Raw genomic sequence first — 19421 nt, forward strand, 5'->3', positions numbered from 1 at the left:
GCCAATCAGCAAGCACGTCAGCAAGCCAAAGTGCTTCAACAAGCGCAAGTCAATCAGCAAGTACATCAGCTAGCCAGTCAGCATCAACCAGTGCAAGTCAATCAGCAAGCACATCAGCTAGCCAGTCCGCATCGACCAGTGCGAGCCAATCAGCAAGCACATCAGCTAGCCAGTCAGCGTCAACCAGTGCAAGTCAATCAGCAAGCACATCAGCCTCTGAATCGGCGTCAACCAGTGCGAGCCAATCAGCAAGTACATCGGCTAGCCAGTCAGCATCGACAAGCGCCAGTCAATCAGCAAGTACATCAGCTAGCCAGTCAGCGTCAACCAGCGCAAGTCAATCAGCAAGTACATCAGCTAGCCAGTCAGCATCGACCAGTGCGAGCCAATCAGCAAGCACGTCAGCAAGCCAAAGTGCTTCAACAAGCGCCAGTCAATCAGCAAGTACATCAGCTAGCCAGTCAGCATCAACAAGTGCATCGACCTCAGCATCTGAATCAGCAAGCACAAGCGCGTCAACATCAGCATCTGAATCAGCGTCAACAAGTGCATCGACATCGGCATCTGAGTCAGCGTCAACAAGTGCATCGACATCAGCATCTGAGTCAGCGTCAACAAGTGCATCGACCTCAGCATCTGAATCAGCATCAACAAGTGCAAGCACATCAGCATCAGAGTCAGCATCAACAAGTGCATCGACCTCAGCATCTGAGTCAGCAAGCACAAGTGCATCGACATCAGCATCTGAATCAGCAAGCACAAGCGCATCAACATCAGCATCTGAATCAGCAAGCACAAGCGCATCAACATCAGCGTCTGAATCAGCATCAATAAGTGCATCGACATCAGCATCTGAGTCAGCGTCAACAAGTGCAAGCACATCAGCATCTGAGTCAGCAAGCACAAGTGCAAGCACATCAGCATCTGAGTCAGCGTCAACAAGTGCATCAACAAGTGCATCTGAATCAGCAAGCACAAGCGCGTCAACATCAGCATCTGAGTCAGCAAGCACATCAGCATCTGAGTCAGCAAGCACAAGTGCATCAACATCAGCATCTGAGTCAGCAAGCACAAGCGCGTCAACATCAGCATCTGAATCAGCATCAACAAGTGCATCGACCTCAGCGTCTGAATCAGCATCAACAAGTGCAAGCACATCAGCGTCTGAGTCAGCATCAACAAGCGCGTCAACCTCAGCATCTGAGTCAGCATCAACAAGTGCAAGCACATCAGCATCTGAATCAGCAAGCACAAGCGCGTCAACCTCAGCGTCTGAATCAGCATCAACAAGTGCAAGCACATCAGCATCTGAGTCAGCGTCAACAAGCGCGTCAACCTCAGCATCTGAATCAGCATCAACAAGTGCATCGACCTCAGCGTCTGAATCAGCAAGCACAAGCGCATCGACATCAGCGTCTGAATCAGCATCAACAAGTGCATCGACATCAGCATCTGAGTCAGCGTCAACAAGTGCATCGACCTCAGCGTCTGAATCAGCATCAACAAGTGCAAGCACATCAGCATCTGAATCAGCAAGCACAAGCGCGTCAACAAGTGCAAGCACATCAGCATCTGAATCAGCATCAACGAGTGCATCGACATCAGCATCTGAGTCAGCAAGTACAAGTGCAAGCACATCAGCATCTGAATCAGCAAGCACAAGCGCGTCAACATCAGCATCTGAATCAGCAAGCACAAGCGCATCAACATCAGCATCTGAATCAGCATCAACAAGTGCAAGCACATCAGCGTCTGAGTCAGCATCAACAAGTGCATCGACATCAGCGTCTGAATCAGCATCAACAAGTGCATCGACATCAGCATCTGAATCAGCATCAACAAGTGCAAGCACCTCAGCATCTGAATCAGCAAGCACAAGCGCGTCGACATCAGCATCTGAATCAGCATCAACAAGTGCAAGCACATCAGCATCTGAGTCAGCATCAACAAGTGCATCGACATCAGCGTCAACAAGCGCATCGACATCAGCGTCTGAATCAGCATCAACAAGTGCAAGCACATCAGCATCTGAATCAGCATCAACAAGTGCATCGACATCAGCGTCTGAATCAGCGTCAACAAGCGCATCGACATCAGCATCTGAATCAGCATCAACAAGTGCATCGACATCAGCGTCTGAATCAGCGTCAACAAGCGCATCGACATCAGCGTCTGAATCAGCATCAACAAGTGCAAGCACATCAGCATCTGAGTCAGCATCAACAAGTGCAAGCACATCAGCATCTGAATCAGCATCAACAAGTGCATCGACCTCAGCATCTGAGTCAGCATCAACAAGTGCAAGCACATCAGCATCTGAATCAGCATCAACAAGTGCAAGCACATCAGCATCTGAATCAGCATCAACAAGTGCATCGACATCAGCATCTGAATCAGCATCAACAAGTGCATCGACATCAGCGTCTGAATCAGCGTCAACAAGCGCATCGACATCAGCGTCTGAATCAGCATCAACAAGTGCAAGCACATCAGCATCTGAATCAGCATCAACAAGTGCAAGTACATCAGCATCTGAATCAGCAAGCACAAGCGCATCAACATCAGCGTCTGAATCAGCATCAACAAGTGCAAGCACATCAGCATCTGAGTCAGCGTCAACAAGTGCATCGACATCAGCATCTGAATCAGCAAGCACAAGTGCAAGCACATCAGCGTCTGAGTCAGCATCAACAAGTGCAAGCACATCAGCATCTGAGTCAGCAAGCACAAGTGCATCAACATCAGCATCTGAGTCAGCATCAACAAGTGCAAGCACATCAGCATCTGAATCAGCATCAACAAGTGCAAGCACATCAGCATCTGAATCAGCAAGCACAAGCGCATCGACATCAGCGTCTGAATCAGCATCAACAAGTGCATCGACCTCAGCGTCTGAATCAGCATCAACAAGTGCAAGCACCTCAGCATCTGAGTCAGCATCAACAAGCGCGTCAACCTCAGCATCTGAGTCAGCATCAACAAGTGCAAGCACATCAGCGTCTGAGTCAGCATCAACAAGTGCATCGACATCAGCATCTGAATCAGCAAGCACAAGCGCGTCAACAAGTGCAAGCACATCAGCGTCTGAATCAGCATCAACAAGTGCATCGACATCAGCATCTGAGTCAGCAAGCACAAGCGCGTCAACAAGTGCATCGACATCAGCATCTGAATCAGCAAGCACAAGCGCGTCAACAAGTGCAAGCACATCAGCATCTGAATCAGCATCAACGAGTGCATCGACATCAGCATCTGAGTCAGCAAGTACAAGTGCAAGCACATCAGCATCTGAATCAGCAAGCACAAGCGCGTCAACATCAGCATCTGAATCAGCAAGCACAAGCGCATCAACATCAGCATCTGAATCAGCAAGCACAAGCGCGTCAACATCAGCATCAGAGTCAGCAAGCACAAGTGCATCGACATCAGCATCTGAGTCAGCAAGCACAAGTGCGTCAACATCAGCATCTGAGTCAGCGTCAACAAGTGCAAGCACATCAGCATCTGAGTCAGCAAGCACAAGTGCATCGACCTCAGCGTCAGAATCAGCAAGCACAAGCGCATCAACCTCAGCATCTGAGTCAGCAAGCACAAGTGCGTCAACATCAGCATCAGAGTCAGCAAGCACAAGTGCAAGCACATCAGCATCTGAGTCAGCAAGCACAAGTGCAAGCACATCAGCATCTGAGTCAGCGTCAACAAGTGCAAGCACATCAGCATCTGAATCAGCATCAACAAGTGCATCGACCTCAGCGTCAGAGTCAGCAAGCACATCAGCATCTGAATCAGCAAGCACAAGCGCATCAACATCAGCATCTGAGTCAGCATCAACAAGTGCAAGCACATCAGCATCTGAATCAGCATCAACAAGTGCATCGACATCAGCGTCTGAGTCAGCATCAACAAGTGCATCGACCTCAGCATCTGAGTCAGCAAGCACAAGCGCGTCAACATCAGCATCTGAGTCAGCGTCAACAAGTGCATCAACATCAGCCTCTGAGTCAGCGTCAACAAGTGCATCGACATCAGCATCAACAAGTGCGTCAACATCAGCCTCTGAGTCAGCAAGCACAAGCGCATCAACATCAGCCTCTGAGTCAGCATCAACAAGTGCAAGCACATCAGCATCTGAATCAGCATCAACAAGTGCATCGACATCAGCGTCTGAATCAGCGTCAACAAGTGCATCGACATCAGCATCTGAATCAGCAAGCACAAGTGCGTCAACATCAGCGTCTGAATCAGCGTCAACAAGTGCATCGACATCAGCGTCTGAATCAGCATCAACAAGTGCATCGACCTCAGCGTCTGAATCAGCGTCAACAAGTGCATCGACCTCAGCGTCTGAATCAGCCTCAACAAGTGCATCGACCTCAGCGTCTGAATCAGCGTCAACAAGTGCAAGTACATCAGCATCTGAGTCAGCAAGTACAAGTGCAAGCACATCAGCATCTGAGTCAGCATCAACAAGTGCATCGACCTCAGCATCTGAATCAGCATCAACAAGTGCATCGACCTCAGCATCTGAATCAGCAAGCACAAGCGCATCAACATCAGCGTCAGAGTCAGCATCAACAAGTGCATCGACCTCAGCATCTGAATCAGCAAGTACAAGTGCAAGCACATCAGCATCTGAATCAGCATCAATAAGTGCATCGACCTCAGCGTCTGAATCAGCAAGCACAAGTGCATCGACATCAGCATCTGAATCAGCAAGCACAAGCGCATCAACATCAGCATCTGAATCAGCGTCAACAAGTGCAAGCACATCAGCATCTGAATCAGCATCAACAAGTGCATCGACCTCAGCGTCTGAATCAGCATCAACAAGTGCATCGACATCAGCGTCTGAATCAGCGTCAACAAGTGCATCGACATCAGCATCTGAGTCAGCATCAACAAGTGCATCGACATCAGCATCTGAGTCAGCATCAACAAGTGCATCGACATCAGCATCTGAGTCAGCATCAACAAGTGCATCGACATCAGCATCTGAGTCAGCAAGCACAAGTGCGTCAACATCAGCGTCTGAATCAGCAAGCACAAGTGCGTCAACATCAGCGTCAACATCAGCATCTGAGTCAGCATCAACAAGTGCATCGACATCAGCATCTGAGTCAGCAAGCACAAGTGCGTCAACATCAGCGTCTGAATCAGCGTCAACAAGTGCATCGACCTCAGCGTCTGAGTCAGCATCAACAAGTGCAAGCACATCAGCATCTGAATCAGCATCAACAAGTGCATCGACATCAGCGTCTGAATCAGCGTCAACAAGTGCATCGACATCAGCATCTGAATCAGCAAGCACAAGTGCGTCAACATCAGCGTCTGAATCAGCGTCAACAAGTGCATCGACATCAGCGTCTGAATCAGCATCAACAAGTGCATCGACCTCAGCGTCTGAATCAGCAAGCACAAGTGCGTCAACATCAGCGTCTGAATCAGCAAGCACAAGCGCATCAACATCAGCGTCAGAGTCAGCGTCAACAAGCGCGTCAACATCAGCATCTGAATCAGCAAGCACAAGCGCATCAACATCAGCATCTGAGTCAGCATCAACAAGTGCAAGCACATCAGCATCTGAATCAGCATCAACAAGTGCAAGCACATCAGTATCTGAATCAGCAAGCACAAGCGCATCAACATCAGCATCTGAGTCAGCGTCAACAAGTGCAAGCACATCAGCATCTGAGTCAGCGTCAACAAGTGCATCGACCTCAGCATCTGAGTCAGCAAGCACAAGCGCATCAACATCAGCATCTGAATCAGCAAGTACAAGTGCAAGCACATCAGCATCTGAATCAGCGTCAACAAGTGCATCGACCTCAGCGTCTGAATCAGCATCAACAAGTGCATCGACCTCAGCATCTGAATCAGCAAGCACAAGCGCATCAACATCAGCATCTGAGTCAGCGTCAACAAGTGCAAGCACAAGCGCATCAACATCAGCATCTGAATCAGCGTCAACAAGTGCATCGACATCAGCATCTGAGTCAGCGTCAACAAGTGCATCGACATCAGCATCTGAGTCAGCAAGCACAAGCGCATCAACATCAGCATCTGAATCAGCGTCAACAAGTGCATCGACCTCAGCGTCTGAATCAGCAAGCACAAGTGCATCAACATCAGCATCTGAGTCAGCATCAACAAGTGCATCGACATCAGCATCTGAGTCAGCAAGCACAAGCGCATCAACATCAGCATCTGAGTCAGCATCAACAAGTGCAAGCACATCAGCATCTGAATCAGCATCAACAAGTGCATCGACATCAGCGTCTGAATCAGCGTCAACAAGTGCATCGACATCAGCATCTGAATCAGCGTCAACAAGTGCATCGACATCAGCCTCTGAATCAGCAAGCACAAGCGCATCAACATCAGCATCTGAGTCAGCATCAACAAGTGCATCGACATCAGCATCTGAGTCAGCAAGCACAAGCGCATCAACATCAGCATCTGAGTCAGCATCAACAAGTGCATCGACATCAGCATCTGAGTCAGCAAGCACAAGCGCATCAACATCAGCATCTGAATCAGCAAGTACAAGTGCAAGCACATCAGCATCTGAATCAGCATCAACAAGTGCATCGACCTCAGCGTCTGAATCAGCATCAACAAGTGCATCGACATCAGCATCTGAATCAGCAAGCACAAGCGCATCAACATCAGCATCTGAGTCAGCGTCAACAAGTGCATCGACATCAGCATCTGAGTCAGCAAGCACAAGCGCGTCAACATCAGCATCTGAGTCAGCATCAACAAGTGCATCGACATCAGCATCTGAGTCAGCGTCAACAAGTGCATCGACCTCAGTATCTGAGTCAGCAAGCACAAGCGCATCAACATCAGCATCTGAATCAGCAAGTACAAGTGCAAGCACATCAGCATCTGAATCAGCATCAATAAGTGCATCGACCTCAGCGTCTGAATCAGCATCAACAAGTGCATCGACATCAGCATCTGAATCAGCAAGCACAAGCGCATCAACATCAGCATCTGAGTCAGCGTCAACAAGTGCATCGACATCAGCATCTGAGTCAGCGTCAACAAGTGCATCGACCTCAGCATCTGAGTCAGCAAGCACAAGCGCATCAACATCAGCATCTGAATCAGCAAGTACAAGTGCAAGCACATCAGCATCTGAATCAGCATCAATAAGTGCATCGACCTCAGCGTCTGAATCAGCATCAACAAGTGCATCGACATCAGCATCTGAATCAGCAAGCACAAGCGCATCAACATCAGCATCTGAGTCAGCGTCAACAAGTGCATCGACATCAGCATCTGAGTCAGCAAGCACAAGCGCATCAACATCAGCATCTGAATCAGCAAGTACAAGTGCATCGACCTCAGCGTCTGAATCAGCATCAACAAGTGCAAGCACAAGCGCATCAACATCAGCATCTGAGTCAGCGTCAACAAGTGCATCGACCTCAGCATCTGAATCAGCGTCAACAAGCGCATCGACCTCAGCGTCTGAATCAGCAAGCACAAGTGCATCAACATCAGCATCTGAGTCAGCATCAACAAGTGCATCGACCTCAGCATCTGAGTCAGCAAGCACAAGTGCATCGACCTCAGCGTCTGAATCAGCGTCAACAAGTGCATCGACCTCAGCGTCTGAATCAGCGTCAACAAGTGCATCGACCTCAGCATCTGAATCAGCAAGCACAAGCGCATCAACATCAGCGTCAGAGTCAGCAAGCACAAGTGCATCGACCTCAGCATCTGAATCAGCAAGCACAAGCGCATCAACATCAGCATCTGAATCAGCATCAACAAGTGCATCGACCTCAGCATCTGAATCAGCGTCAACAAGTGCATCGACCTCAGCATCTGAGTCAGCAAGCACAAGCGCGTCAACATCAGCGTCTGAATCAGCGTCAACAAGTGCATCCATGATTCATTCGACTTCAACTAGTCAATCTGCTCAAACTAATACAACTAAGACTCGTAAGCAACTTCCAAATACTGGAACAACGGCTTCAGCTACAAATGCTCTCCTTGGAGTTGTAGCAGGTCTAACAGGATTAGGTTTAGTAGCTAAACGTCGTAAACGTGATGATGAAGAATAAATCTTCTAACGATTCTATTAGTTGATTAATTCGATCAAAAAACCTGAAAGATATAACTTTCAGGTTTTTTAGTTTTAAAATAGGCTCTTGCCAGTTTGTCAAGCGACGTTTAACGCCCAAGAGCCCTACGACTTTACAAGACACCTCTACTTTAACATAAAGAAAAAGTAGTGAGTACTCTCTCCCGTCGGAGATTTTCTCACTACTAATCTTAGTATGTTTGTCAACTGTAGTGGGTTGAATAAAAAGCTAACATCTGGAGAGGACAATCGTTGTCCTCTCCATTTTTATATTCAGAGCGATGAAAATTCGTTTCTTAAAGTTGTCAAAGTTCCTAAAACCAAAGGCATTTCGTTTGATAAGTTTGATGAGATTATTGGTCGCTTCCAATTTTGCATTGGAATAGGGTAATTGAAGGGCGTTGACTATTTTCTCTTTGTCCTTGAGAAATGTCTTAAAGACAGTCTGAAAAATAGGATGATCCTGCTTTAGATTGTCCTCAATAAGTCCGAAAAATTTGTCTGGTTCCTTATTCTGAAAGTGAAAAAGTAAGAGCTGATAGACATTGTAGTGGTGTTTCAAGTCTTCTGAATAGCTCAAAAGCTTGTCTAGAATCTTGATGTTTGGGTCTTTAATATCAAGGAGTTTTGTGATAAAATGTAATTGTTCCATATGGATCTTTCTAATGAGTTGTTTTGTTGCTTTTCATTATAGATCTTATGGGACTTTTTTTCTACACAAAAATAGGCTCCATAAGATCCATAGGGGATTTACCCACTACAGAAATTATAGAGCCACTAATTGAACTTTTGTCTATTCGTAAAGCAATTGAAATTCAATATTTTTTGCCAGAGCTAGAAAAAATAAGGTTCTTAGAGTTATCTCACTTTATGAAAGTACACAAAAATGGTATAATATATAGTAGAGTTTTTCATTTTAAAATCTTTGTATTGTTTAGAACATTTATTGATTTTTATGATATAAGAAAAATCTCAGGAGAATTAGATTATTAAATATTAGTTGAAATAAAACCATAGAAATAATGATTTTGGTTTAAAGATGATATAAAGTGATAATCGAGAAATAAAGGATTTATGATAGAAATCTGTTTCAATTACTTAGAGATTATCGTCATAAGGAAGTTCTATAACTACTTCTTTAAGTCGATATGTGTTGTTTCCACGATATGAAAAACGATGGCAGTTAGTTTCAGTTTATATTGCGGTTGAAAATTAAATGTTTGTAATAACTATCTATGTATAAAGTAACTTCTATAATATCCAATATAAATCGGGTGGCAGAAGTTGTCTTTTTCATTGTCTTTATCATAAAAAAGTATGAGAGATATGAAAAAATTTAGGAGTGGGATTGTATGGGAAAGGAATTAATTAGTGTCATTGTTCCAGTTTATAATGCTGAAAAATACTTACAGAAATGTTTAGATAGTATTTTGGAACAAACATATCAAAATTTGGAAATTATCATTATAAATGATGGTTCTACAGACAACTCGGGACAAATCTGTCAGGAATATGAAAAACAGGATGACCGCATCATCTATATAGAAAAACAAAACAGTGGTGTATCTGACACGAGAAATGCTGGTATGGATCGAATGACGGGAACGTATGTAACCTTTGTTGATTCGGATGATTGGTTGGAACCAAACTATGTTAAATTTTTATATGAGAAAGTGATAGAATATCAAGCAGATATTGTAGTTGGAAATTATACTAGTTTTAATGAGTCTAATTCAGTTTTTTATTTCCACATCTCTACTGACTATTATGAAAAAGTATATGATAATAAGTCTGTAATACCTTGTTTATACGACGCTAAAGAATTGTTAAAGTCTGCTTTGATTGTACCCTGGGGGAAAATTTATAAAAAAGAAATAATAGCGAATTTGCGTTTTCCAATTAATAGAATTGGAGAAGATGCATTATTTAATTTGAAAGCCTTATTAGATTCTGAAAAAGTTGTTTATGTTAATAAATCAGCTTATATAAATAGAGTGCGTGAGGGAAGTTTGTCTAATACTTGGACAGATGAATGGATTAGAGATGCCATTTATATAATTGAAGAGAGATTATCTTTATTGGCAACGTTAGGATATCCACTTTCGGAGCATAGGCGAGCATACAAAATGAGTTTGGATTATATCAGTTCTGAAGGTTACAATAGAGGTTTAGCTAATTCTCACGAATTAAACTACATAAAAGAGAAAAAGATGTTATTGGATAGACTTCTTCCTCAGAGTAAAGAAGACAAAAAAGCCGTCGTACTGGCAGCTGATTTTTCGAGTCTCGATCAGGTTGTGACAACCATAAAATCTATTTGCTACCATAATCGTTCAGTTCGTTTTTATATTATCAATAGGGATTTTCCAAAAGAGTGGTTCATACAATTGAATAGTCGATTAAGGGACTTTAATTCGGAAATTATCAATTGTCGAGTAACATCTAATCAACTATCACGTCATAAAACAGATATTAGTTATACAGCCTCTCTGCTCTATTGTATATCTGATTTTGTAGAAGAAGATAAGGCACTTTATTTGGATTATGATGTACTTGTTACGAAAAATCTAGATGACTTATTTGAAATAGATCTACAAGATTATCCATTAGCTGCGGTGCGTGATTATGGCGGAAAAGTGTACTATGATCAAGAAATGTTTAACACAGGTGTATTGCTAATCAACAATCGTGTTTGGAAGCAAGAAAATATGACCCAACGATTAATGGATTTAACTGATAAACTGCATGACAAGGTGGACATGGTTGATCAACTTATGCTGAATAAGCTTTTTGAAAATAAGTGGCTAGAGATAGATTTTGATAATCATTATATTGTGAGTCATAGGCAGTTTACAGATTATAAACTACCAAAATCTCAAGACTATCCTGGAATTATTCAATATCCTTCGAATAGAAAACCGTGGGATAATTTGGGGATTCAAGCTTATCGCAATGTTTGGTGGTATTATCATAATCTTGAATAGACAGAATTAGGCCAAAACTACCATTTACATACGCTTAAAAAGGCTCATATCTATCCTCAAAAACTACCTGTTACTTGTTTAATTTATACTTTTTCGGATCGTATTGAGCAATTAGAGTCTCTAGTTCAAGCTTTACCGGAAATTCAATTTATAATTGTTGCTAGAGTCAAAGTTAGTGATCAATTGACAAAAAGGATTGTCAATCCCAATGTGACTATTTTGTCTGAATTTAATGATTTATCAGAGCTTGAGCAAGAATTGATTGAGATAAGTCAAGTTCTTTTAGATATTAATCATGGTGAAAAAAATGAAGAAATAATGGAGCAGTTTGCAAAATTAGGGAAGCCTATTCTTGCCTTTGAAAATACAAAATATTCTGAAGTTGGACAGATAATCTATAAAGTAGAACAAGTTCAAGAAATGATTAATAAAATAAGAGAAGTGGAAGATAAACATGGATTTTAAAGATTCTGTAAAGTTATTAGGAGATTTTCATCATATAGAGATTTCTCCTACTAGTAGCATTGAACTAGGAACAGATGTTACATTTCGCTCATTTGTAAGTCTAGAAGTATCTAATAATGCTAAGCTGACACTAGGAAATAGAGTTTTCTTTAACGATCATTGTACGATTCGTTGTGGTAAAGAGATTGAAATTGGTAAGGATACTATGTTTGGTGATGGTGTGAGAATTTTTGATCACAACCATAAATATTCTAATTACCATATTGAAAAAATTCAGTTTAAAGCTGATAAGATAACTATAGGGAAAAATTGTTGGATTGGAACTAACGTTGTTATTTTAAAAGGTGTTACCATTGGAGATAATGTTATCATTGGGGCAAATGCTTTAATTTATAAAGATATCCCAGCTAATTCTGTTGTCACTGCTCAAGAGGATTTAAAAATCACTCCTAGACAACAGCATCAGTTTCACGCCTTTACTTTAACAGCATCAGATACTTTAGAACATTTAGACTATCTTGTACAAGAAATTCCTGAAGTTGCATTTCATATAGCTGCTAAAACAAATGTCTCAGACTATCTAGAAAGCTTTAATCATTACGAGAACGTGAATATTTATACTAATGTGCATCATGATGATATTCTCGAAGATTTATTAAATAGAGCAGATATTTACTTAGATATCAATCATTGGGGAGAGGTTGATAATATTGTAGGTCGTGCTTTAGAGATAGGAAAACCGGTATTTTCTTTTGAAACAGTTGTCCATAGAAGAGATGAAAACGTTCGAGTTTTTAGTTTAGAGGATAAAGAGAGTATGATTAATAGCATTCGTCATCAACTAGCGAATGATGAAAATGGAGATTAGATAATGGGGTTTGATATTTTGGAAGAAAGAAGGGCAGTTGTTCTTGCGGGAGATAAGAATTACCTTATCCCGATACTTACAACAATAAAATCTATTCTATATTACAATCAAAATGTTAAAATTTATATTCTCCATCAAAATATTCCTAGTGACTGGTTCGATGATCTCAAGGTACAAGTGGAGAAGTTGGGAAGTGTTGTAGAAGCCATTCGTATAGATGAAGAGATTGATTCTGAGTGGAAAACCCAGGAACATATTTCAGCGATTATGTATGCTCGCTATTTCATTCCTCATTATATTGAAGAGGAGAGAGTACTCTATCTGGATAGTGATTTGATTATTAATGGTAGTCTTGATTTACTCTTTAATATTGATTTGGGTGATAAGTATCTTGCTGCTGTTCGAGATATAGATGGTGTTGGTTTCAACGCAGGAATGTTATTGATTGATAATTCTAAATGGAGACAATATGATATCACTACTAAATTAATAAATAAGACAATTGATTACGTATCTTCACCTGATTTTTCAACCAATGATAGATTTAATGGTGATCAGACTATATTAAATTTGATGTTTGAAAATCATTGGCTAGAGTTAGATAAGCATTTTAATCTTCAAGTTGGCCATGATGTCGTTGCATTCTATAGCCATTGGGATTCACATTTTGAATTGGATAAAGAACCCTTGATCATCCATTATACGACCTATCGGAAACCATGGTCTACTCTGATGGGCTATCGTTATCGAGACTTATGGTGGGCATTTCGGGATGTTAGTTATGAACAGATTGCTGACCATTATGCAGGACGTTTTACCATCAAGAGAGTTTATGACCTTCATAATGTCAATCTATTTACATTCACAGATTCGCAGGATTTTCTGTATATTGATGAACTAGCCCAAGCTCTGCCTGATGTTGGGTTCCATATCGGAGCCTATACAGATATGGGTCCGATTCTAATGGCTTTGGATAAATATCCAAATGTTTACTTGTATCCCAGCATGGTTGGAGCAGTGATTGATGAAATGATTGAGAAGTCAGACGCCTATCTGGATATCCATAAGGGAAGTTCGATGGACTTTATCGTCAATCGCTATACCAGTGCAGGTAGACCAGTATTGACTTTTGATATGACCAACAAAAATCAATTGGAACAAATAGTTGTTTCCTCTCAGTCACCCCAGCCAATGATAGAAGCAATTAAAGAGTTAAAGAAAGATACAATGAACATGAAGGCAATTGTACTCGGAGCCAACTACCAATATGCAGATAAGGTGCTAACGACAATCAAATCCATCTGCTGTCATAATCGAGGACTTCGTTTTTATCTGATTAACAGCGATTTTCCGACAGAATGGTTTTACAACCTCAATCGTAAGTTGAACAAGCTAGACTGTGAAATCGTCAATGCCCGTGTGAATAGTTCTCACATTAGCCAATATAAGACCAATATTCACTATGCAACATTTTTACGTTACTTTATCTCAGATTTTGTTGAGGAAGATAAGGTCTTATATCTAGATTGTGACTTGGTTGTCACAAGAGACTTAAGTCCTCTATTTGACGTCGACTTGGGAGACCATCCTTTGGCAGCAGTCAAGGATCTGGGGGCTCAAGTATATTTTAATGAGCATGGATTTAACGCAGGTGTCTTGCTCATCAATAATCGCCTTTGGAAACAAGAAGAAGTTCGTAAACAACTGATTGAAATGACTAATGAGTTGCATGACAAGGTTGCCCAAGATGACCAAAGTATTTTGAATATCTTATTTAAAGACCGTTGGTTAGCTTTGGACTTTAAATATAACTGCATTACCTTGCACACTCATTTTTCAGATTATCGACCAGAACCTGGGACTTATCCACCGATTATTCATTATTTGACAGAGAGAAAACCATGGGGATTGTATGAACGCTCCATCTATCGAGATGTTTGGTGGTATTATAATGCTCAAGATTGGTCAGACATGAGTCAGGTAACGCCTTGTCTGACAAAAGATCAGGTGAGTCAGTACACAGGGGTTCAACATTCAGCCCTAGTCTATACCTTCTCAAGTGACTTGAGAAATATGGGTTACTTGATTGAACATCTACCAGATGTCAAATTTTATGTGGCAGCTCCCGTTATGGTGGCTGATAGTATTACAGCTCTACTAGCCTACCCAAATGTCTCTGTCTTGTCAGATATTGCTGGGCAACCAGCTTTGATTGATAGCTTGGTTGAAGGCTGTGACTTTTTACTGGATATCAATGCTGAATCCGAAGTTGATGGGATCATTGGGCGTTTCCGACAAGCTGGAAAACCAGTATTTGCTTTTGAAAGTGTAGCCCATGGTGAACAAGGTCAGTTTCTTTATGACCAAGCACATCCTGAGGAGATGGTTCTAGCTATTGAAAACTATTGCCAAAATGGAGAACTACCTGTAAAAAAGCTGCAAGCCTACCCAAAGGTACTGGATATCCAGCAGAGTCTTGACTATATACTGGAACACCATTCTTCCGTTATTCGTTATGGAGATGGAGAAATGGATATTATGATGGGACATGGGATTCCTTATCAAGACTACGATGAGACATTGGCAGAACAGCTTAGAAGTATGATCCAACTAGAAAGCTCTCCAGAATTACTGGTCTGTCTCTCAGATGTTTTTGAAGGCTTAGAACGCTATAATCCTGAAGCTGTCAACTTTTGGCGAAAGCATTTAGAGCATTATAAAGAAGCCTATCATAGATTTTGTACAGCAAGTTTCTATGGTTCTACTTTTATATCTCGTCCTTATATGGACCTCAAAGATAAGTCTGCTTCGGTAGCCCACTTTGAAAAATTAAAGAAACTTTGGGATAAACGAGATATCTTGATCGTCGAAGGTGAAAACTCACGTTCAGGAGTTGGCAACGATCTTTTTGACAATGCTCAGTCAGTTGAGCGGATCATCTGCCCTTCTAGAAATGCCTACAGTAAAGTTGAGGCTATTCAAGAAGCGATTGAAAAGCATGCGGCTGGTAAATTAGTATTCTTGATGCTTGGACCTACAGCCAAGGTTTTAGCGTATCACTTAAGCAAAAAAGGCATACAAGCGATTGATTTAGGTCATATTGATTCCGAATATGAGTGGTTTAAGATGGGAGCAGCTTCAAAAGTGAAATTCTCACACAAGCATACCGCAGAGCATAATTTTGATCAAGAAATTCAGCTAGTTGCCGATGCGGCTTATGATGCATCTATCATCGTGAAGCTATAGTCAAGGAGTAGTGAATGAATAAAAAAGTATTTGTGTTAGCAGGAGATTACGGTTATATTCGTCAAATCGAAACTACCTTAAAATCTATTTGCTATCACAATAGTGATGTCAAGATTTATATTTTTAATCAGGATATTCCCCAAGAGTGGTTTGTCTCCGTCAGGGAAAAAATGGCATACCGAAATAGTGAGATAGTTGATATCAAGCTGTTTGGAGGTAATATGCGAAATTGGAGTCTACCACCTGTTGGACAGCACATAAACTTTATGACCTTTGCTCGTTATTTTATACCGAGTTTTGTGTCAGAAGATATTGTTTTATATTTAGATTGTGACTTAGTAGTTACACGTGATTTGACAGATCTATTTTCTATTGATTTAACCAATAAACCTCTAGCTGCTGCAAAAATCATATATGGTTTAGAAGACAGATTTAATGCAGGAGTGTTACTGATCAATAATGCGTATTGGAAGGATAAGGGAATCCAGCAGGAACTCATTAACATTACTGAAAGAGAACATGAACACTTACTTGAAGCTGATCAAACAGTTCTCAATCTAGTGATGGGAGAAAATTATGTATTATTAGATGATACCTATAATTTTCAGATTGGATATGATCAGTTGGCTGATAGTCGGGGGCAATATTTTATTTTTGAATTGCCTTTGACTCCATTACCAGCGATTGTTCATTATTTGTCTGCCGATAAACCTTGGAATACTTATTCGGTAGGTCGCCTACGTGAAGTTTGGTGGAAATATAATCAACTAGAGTGGTCTCAAATAAATAGTCAAGAAGAACTTGTCGTGAAAAAAGCTAAATATCAAGCATTGATCATTACAGGCAGTCAGCAATTAGAACAAATTGATTATCTGATTAAACATTTACCTGAGTATGATATTCATATTTTAACTTTTACGGATATGGGAGAAATTCTCAGAAGTCTAGCCAGTTATGAGAATATTAAGTTGCATCCAACTGTTATGAGGTGGATGTGCAGGAAAATGATTGAAGAATGTGATGTTTATCTGGATATCAATCATGAGTTTAAATTTCCTGATGTTTTAGAATGGGTGCAAGAAGCTAAGAAAACAATTTTAGCGTTTGATAATGTGGCCAATCCTTATCATGTAGATCAAGTATTTCCTCATGATAATCCTCAGGCTATGGTCGATTTTTTGAAGGAACTTTAAGTCTGTGAGTGGTTTGTTTTAAAAAATACTAAATTAGAGATTCAAAATGAAAATTAATATTACAAATATTTACGGTATGTCTGGTCAGAGTACAGCCTTGATCGCCCAGAATGAAACCGTTAAAATTGCAAAAAAGTTAGACTTTCACGAGCTTAGCTTTTACTTTTACAATATCTATAGTGATAGTCAAGGCGAGTTGAATAGCCGTTTAGATGGCGTTTTAGCTAAGCTGGGTTATGGGGATATCGTTGTTTATCAATCTCCTACATGGAATGGTAGGGAGTATGACCAGGCCTTTATCAGGAAATGTAAGATTTTAAACACGAAAATCATTACCTTTATCCATGACGTGCCACCCCTTATGTTTCCATCCAATTATTACTTAATGCCTGAGTACATTGAGATGTACAACCAATCAGATCTAGTAGTTGTTCCTTCGGAAAACATGAAAGAACGGCTGATTCAGGAAGGATTGACAGTTCAAAAGATTATTATCCAAGGCATGTGGGATCATGTTCATGACTATCCTTTGAGACAGCCTGCTTTTCAGAAAAAACTATCTTTTGCGGGTAGTGTAGAACGTTTTGAACACTTATCCAACTGGGCTTACTCAACCCCACTCGATATTTTTTCCGAGTCTAATCAGGAGAAGCATAATCCAAGTGTTTCCTTTAAAGGGTGGAAAACAGATCCAGAGTTGCTTTTTGCTTTGTCAGAGGGGGGCTTTGGCTTAGTGTGGGGAACAAGTGAAAATCCAGCTGAAGAGGCAGATTACTATCGCTTGAATATCTCTCATAAAGTTAGCACTTATCTTGCAGCAGGAATTCCAGTAGTAGTACCATCCTATCTCTCAAATGCCAGTTTCATAAAGGAAAAAGGCTTAGGTTATGTAGTAGATAGTTTGGAAGAAGCCAGTCGCCTTGTAGAGGGAACGACAGTAGAAGCTTATCAACAAATGGTTGAAAATGTATATAAAGTGAGTTATGCCTTGAAACAAGGCTACTTTACAAAAAAACTATTGATTGATGCAGTGATGCAGGTTTTGGATGTTTAGAATAGAATAGTTATGGATTGCCCTCATCCATTAGGATGAGGGAATGCCATTATTGGCAAAAGATTAATTTATAAATTTATACTCTTCGAAAATCAAATTCAAACCACGTCAGCGTCGCCTTACCGTATATATGTTACTGACGTCGTCAGTTCTATCTGCAACCTCAAAGCAGTGCTTTGAGCAACCTGCGGCTAGCTTCCTAGTTTGCTTTTTGATTTTCATTGAGTATTAGCTATGTTCATCAGAATATCTCATCACTCGAATAAGGTAGGAGAAAAATTTGAAGAAAAAATTAACATCAGTTGTCGTGAAACGGGTTATGTGGACGATTTCTTTCTTATTCATTTACGTTCTAGGAAGTAGATTGACCCTTCCCTTTGTAAACGTTAATGACACGAGTTTTTTGGGTGGAACTGCAGCTTTCTTAGCCTTTTCTACGTCTATAACAGGTGGAAATCTTCGGAGTCTTTCCCTATTTTCAGTTGGACTGTCTCCATGGATGTCGGCGATGATTTTATGGCAAATGTTTAGCATGTCTAAAAAACTTGGTCTGGGTAGTTTACCACTTGAAGTTCAAGATCGACGAAAAATGATATTAACGTTTGTCATTGCTTTAATCCAAGCATTAGCCATTACTCTAAATCTCCCTATTCAGTCAGGGGTGAATTATGGGCTAGTCTTGACCATGAATGTTCTACTCTTGATTGCGGGCACCTTTTTCTTAGTCTGGTTATCGGATTTGAATTCTTTGTTTGGTGTCGGAGGGTCTCTAGTTATCTTGATGTCAAGTATGGTGTCAAGTATGCCACAAAACATCTTAAAAAGCATCAAGGAGTTACAAGTTGGCCCCTTATTGATTGTGGCTCTTTTGCTGCTCTCAATGGTATTTTTAGCGATTGCAGTTAGAGTTCAGAGAGCTCGTTATCGAATTCTGGTAAATAAGATTATGATCCACAATCGCTTTAAACGTTATTCTTATTTGGATATTTTGCTGAATCCAGCTGGAGGAATGCCCTTTATGTATGCCATGTCCTTGGTATCCATCCCACAATATAGCTTGTTGCTTCTTCAAATGGTTTTGCCGAAAGAATCGTGGATTGGAGAGTGGATTAGCCGCTTTGCAATTGGTCAGCCAATTTGGGTCTTCACTTATATTGTTGTTTTATTTATATTAGGAATTGCGTTTGCATTTGTAAATATGAATAGTGAAGAAATTGCTGAGAGAATGAAAAAATCTGGAGAATATATTTATAATATCTATCCTGGAGAAGATACTAGTCGTTATCTCGGAAAATTGATATTTCGTTTTGCAATCATTGGGTCTATCTATATCGTATTTATGGCAGGATTTCCAATGTTGATTGTCTTATATGATCCGCGCTATATGCAACTGAGTATGCTTTCAGGCTTATTTTTGATTTTTAATGGAATGTTGTTTAATATCAAGGAAGAAATTGATGCCTTGACATTAAACGAAAATTATCGACCACTCTTAGAAATCGATTCATAATTGTGA

The 19421-nt window shown here is 40.9% G+C and carries 6 protein-coding genes and 3 pseudogenes; 8 read left to right on the forward strand and 1 reads right to left on the reverse strand.

What is annotated here, in order from left to right:
* Both QM867_RS03535 and QM867_RS03540 read left to right on the forward strand, forming a co-directional pair.
* Positions 1-834: pseudogene (locus tag QM867_RS03535) on the forward strand (hypothetical protein); the annotation flags it as partial.
* A complete protein-coding gene (locus QM867_RS03540) occupies positions 831-8075 on the forward strand; it encodes an LPXTG cell wall anchor domain-containing protein (protein WP_414315225.1) in 7245 nt (2414 codons plus the stop codon). The pseudogene QM867_RS03535 and the gene QM867_RS03540, both read left to right, overlap by 4 nt.
* A 249-nt stretch (positions 8076-8324) precedes the next feature.
* On the opposite strand, the pseudogene QM867_RS03545 reads toward QM867_RS03540, so the two are convergent.
* Positions 8325-8699, reverse strand: a pseudogene (locus tag QM867_RS03545) (transposase); the annotation flags it as partial.
* Between the two features lie 748 nt (positions 8700-9447).
* On the opposite strand from QM867_RS03545, the pseudogene QM867_RS03550 reads away from it, so the two are divergent.
* From QM867_RS03550 to secY2, 6 genes and pseudogenes are all read left to right on the forward strand, one after another.
* Positions 9448-11544: pseudogene (locus tag QM867_RS03550) on the forward strand (glycosyltransferase).
* Entirely contained in the window at positions 11534-12412 is an 879-nt protein-coding gene (locus QM867_RS03555; protein WP_414315189.1) for a DapH/DapD/GlmU-related protein, read from the forward strand. The pseudogene QM867_RS03550 and the gene QM867_RS03555 overlap by 11 nt, the downstream one beginning before the upstream one ends.
* Before the next feature lie 3 nt (positions 12413-12415).
* On the forward strand, positions 12416-15658 hold the full coding sequence (locus QM867_RS03560; RefSeq protein ID WP_414315190.1) for an SP_1767 family glycosyltransferase: 3243 nt from the start codon (positions 12416-12418) through the stop codon (positions 15656-15658).
* Positions 15659-15672: 14 nt separating this feature from the next.
* Positions 15673-16851 (forward strand): glycosyltransferase family 8 protein, encoded by a 1179-nt coding sequence (locus QM867_RS03565; RefSeq protein ID WP_248035009.1) that lies wholly within the window; start codon positions 15673-15675, stop codon positions 16849-16851.
* A gap of 46 nt (positions 16852-16897) precedes the next feature.
* On the forward strand, positions 16898-17905 hold the full coding sequence (locus tag QM867_RS03570; protein WP_371608316.1) for a sugar transferase: 1008 nt from the start codon (positions 16898-16900) through the stop codon (positions 17903-17905).
* Positions 17906-18185: 280 nt separating this feature from the next.
* Positions 18186-19415: an accessory Sec system protein translocase subunit SecY2 gene (secY2, locus tag QM867_RS03575; RefSeq protein WP_414294631.1), complete on the forward strand. Its 1230-nt coding sequence runs from the start codon at positions 18186-18188 to the stop codon at positions 19413-19415.
* Positions 19416-19421: the final 6 nt, after the last annotated feature.

Source organism: Streptococcus infantis (genome assembly GCF_047463635.1).
Taxonomy (GTDB): domain Bacteria; phylum Bacillota; class Bacilli; order Lactobacillales; family Streptococcaceae; genus Streptococcus; species Streptococcus infantis_W.

Excerpts from the sequence above, each read along its gene's own strand:
- QM867_RS03555 (WP_414315189.1), top strand. The coding sequence starts at position 11,534 with ATGGATTTTAAAGATTCTGTAAAGTTATTAGGAGATTTTCATCATATA.
- QM867_RS03560 (WP_414315190.1), top strand. The coding sequence starts at position 12,416 with ATGGGGTTTGATATTTTGGAAGAAAGAAGGGCAGTTGTTCTTGCGGGA.
- QM867_RS03565 (WP_248035009.1), top strand. The coding sequence starts at position 15,673 with ATGAATAAAAAAGTATTTGTGTTAGCAGGAGATTACGGTTATATTCGT.
- QM867_RS03570 (WP_371608316.1), top strand. The coding sequence starts at position 16,898 with ATGAAAATTAATATTACAAATATTTACGGTATGTCTGGTCAGAGTACA.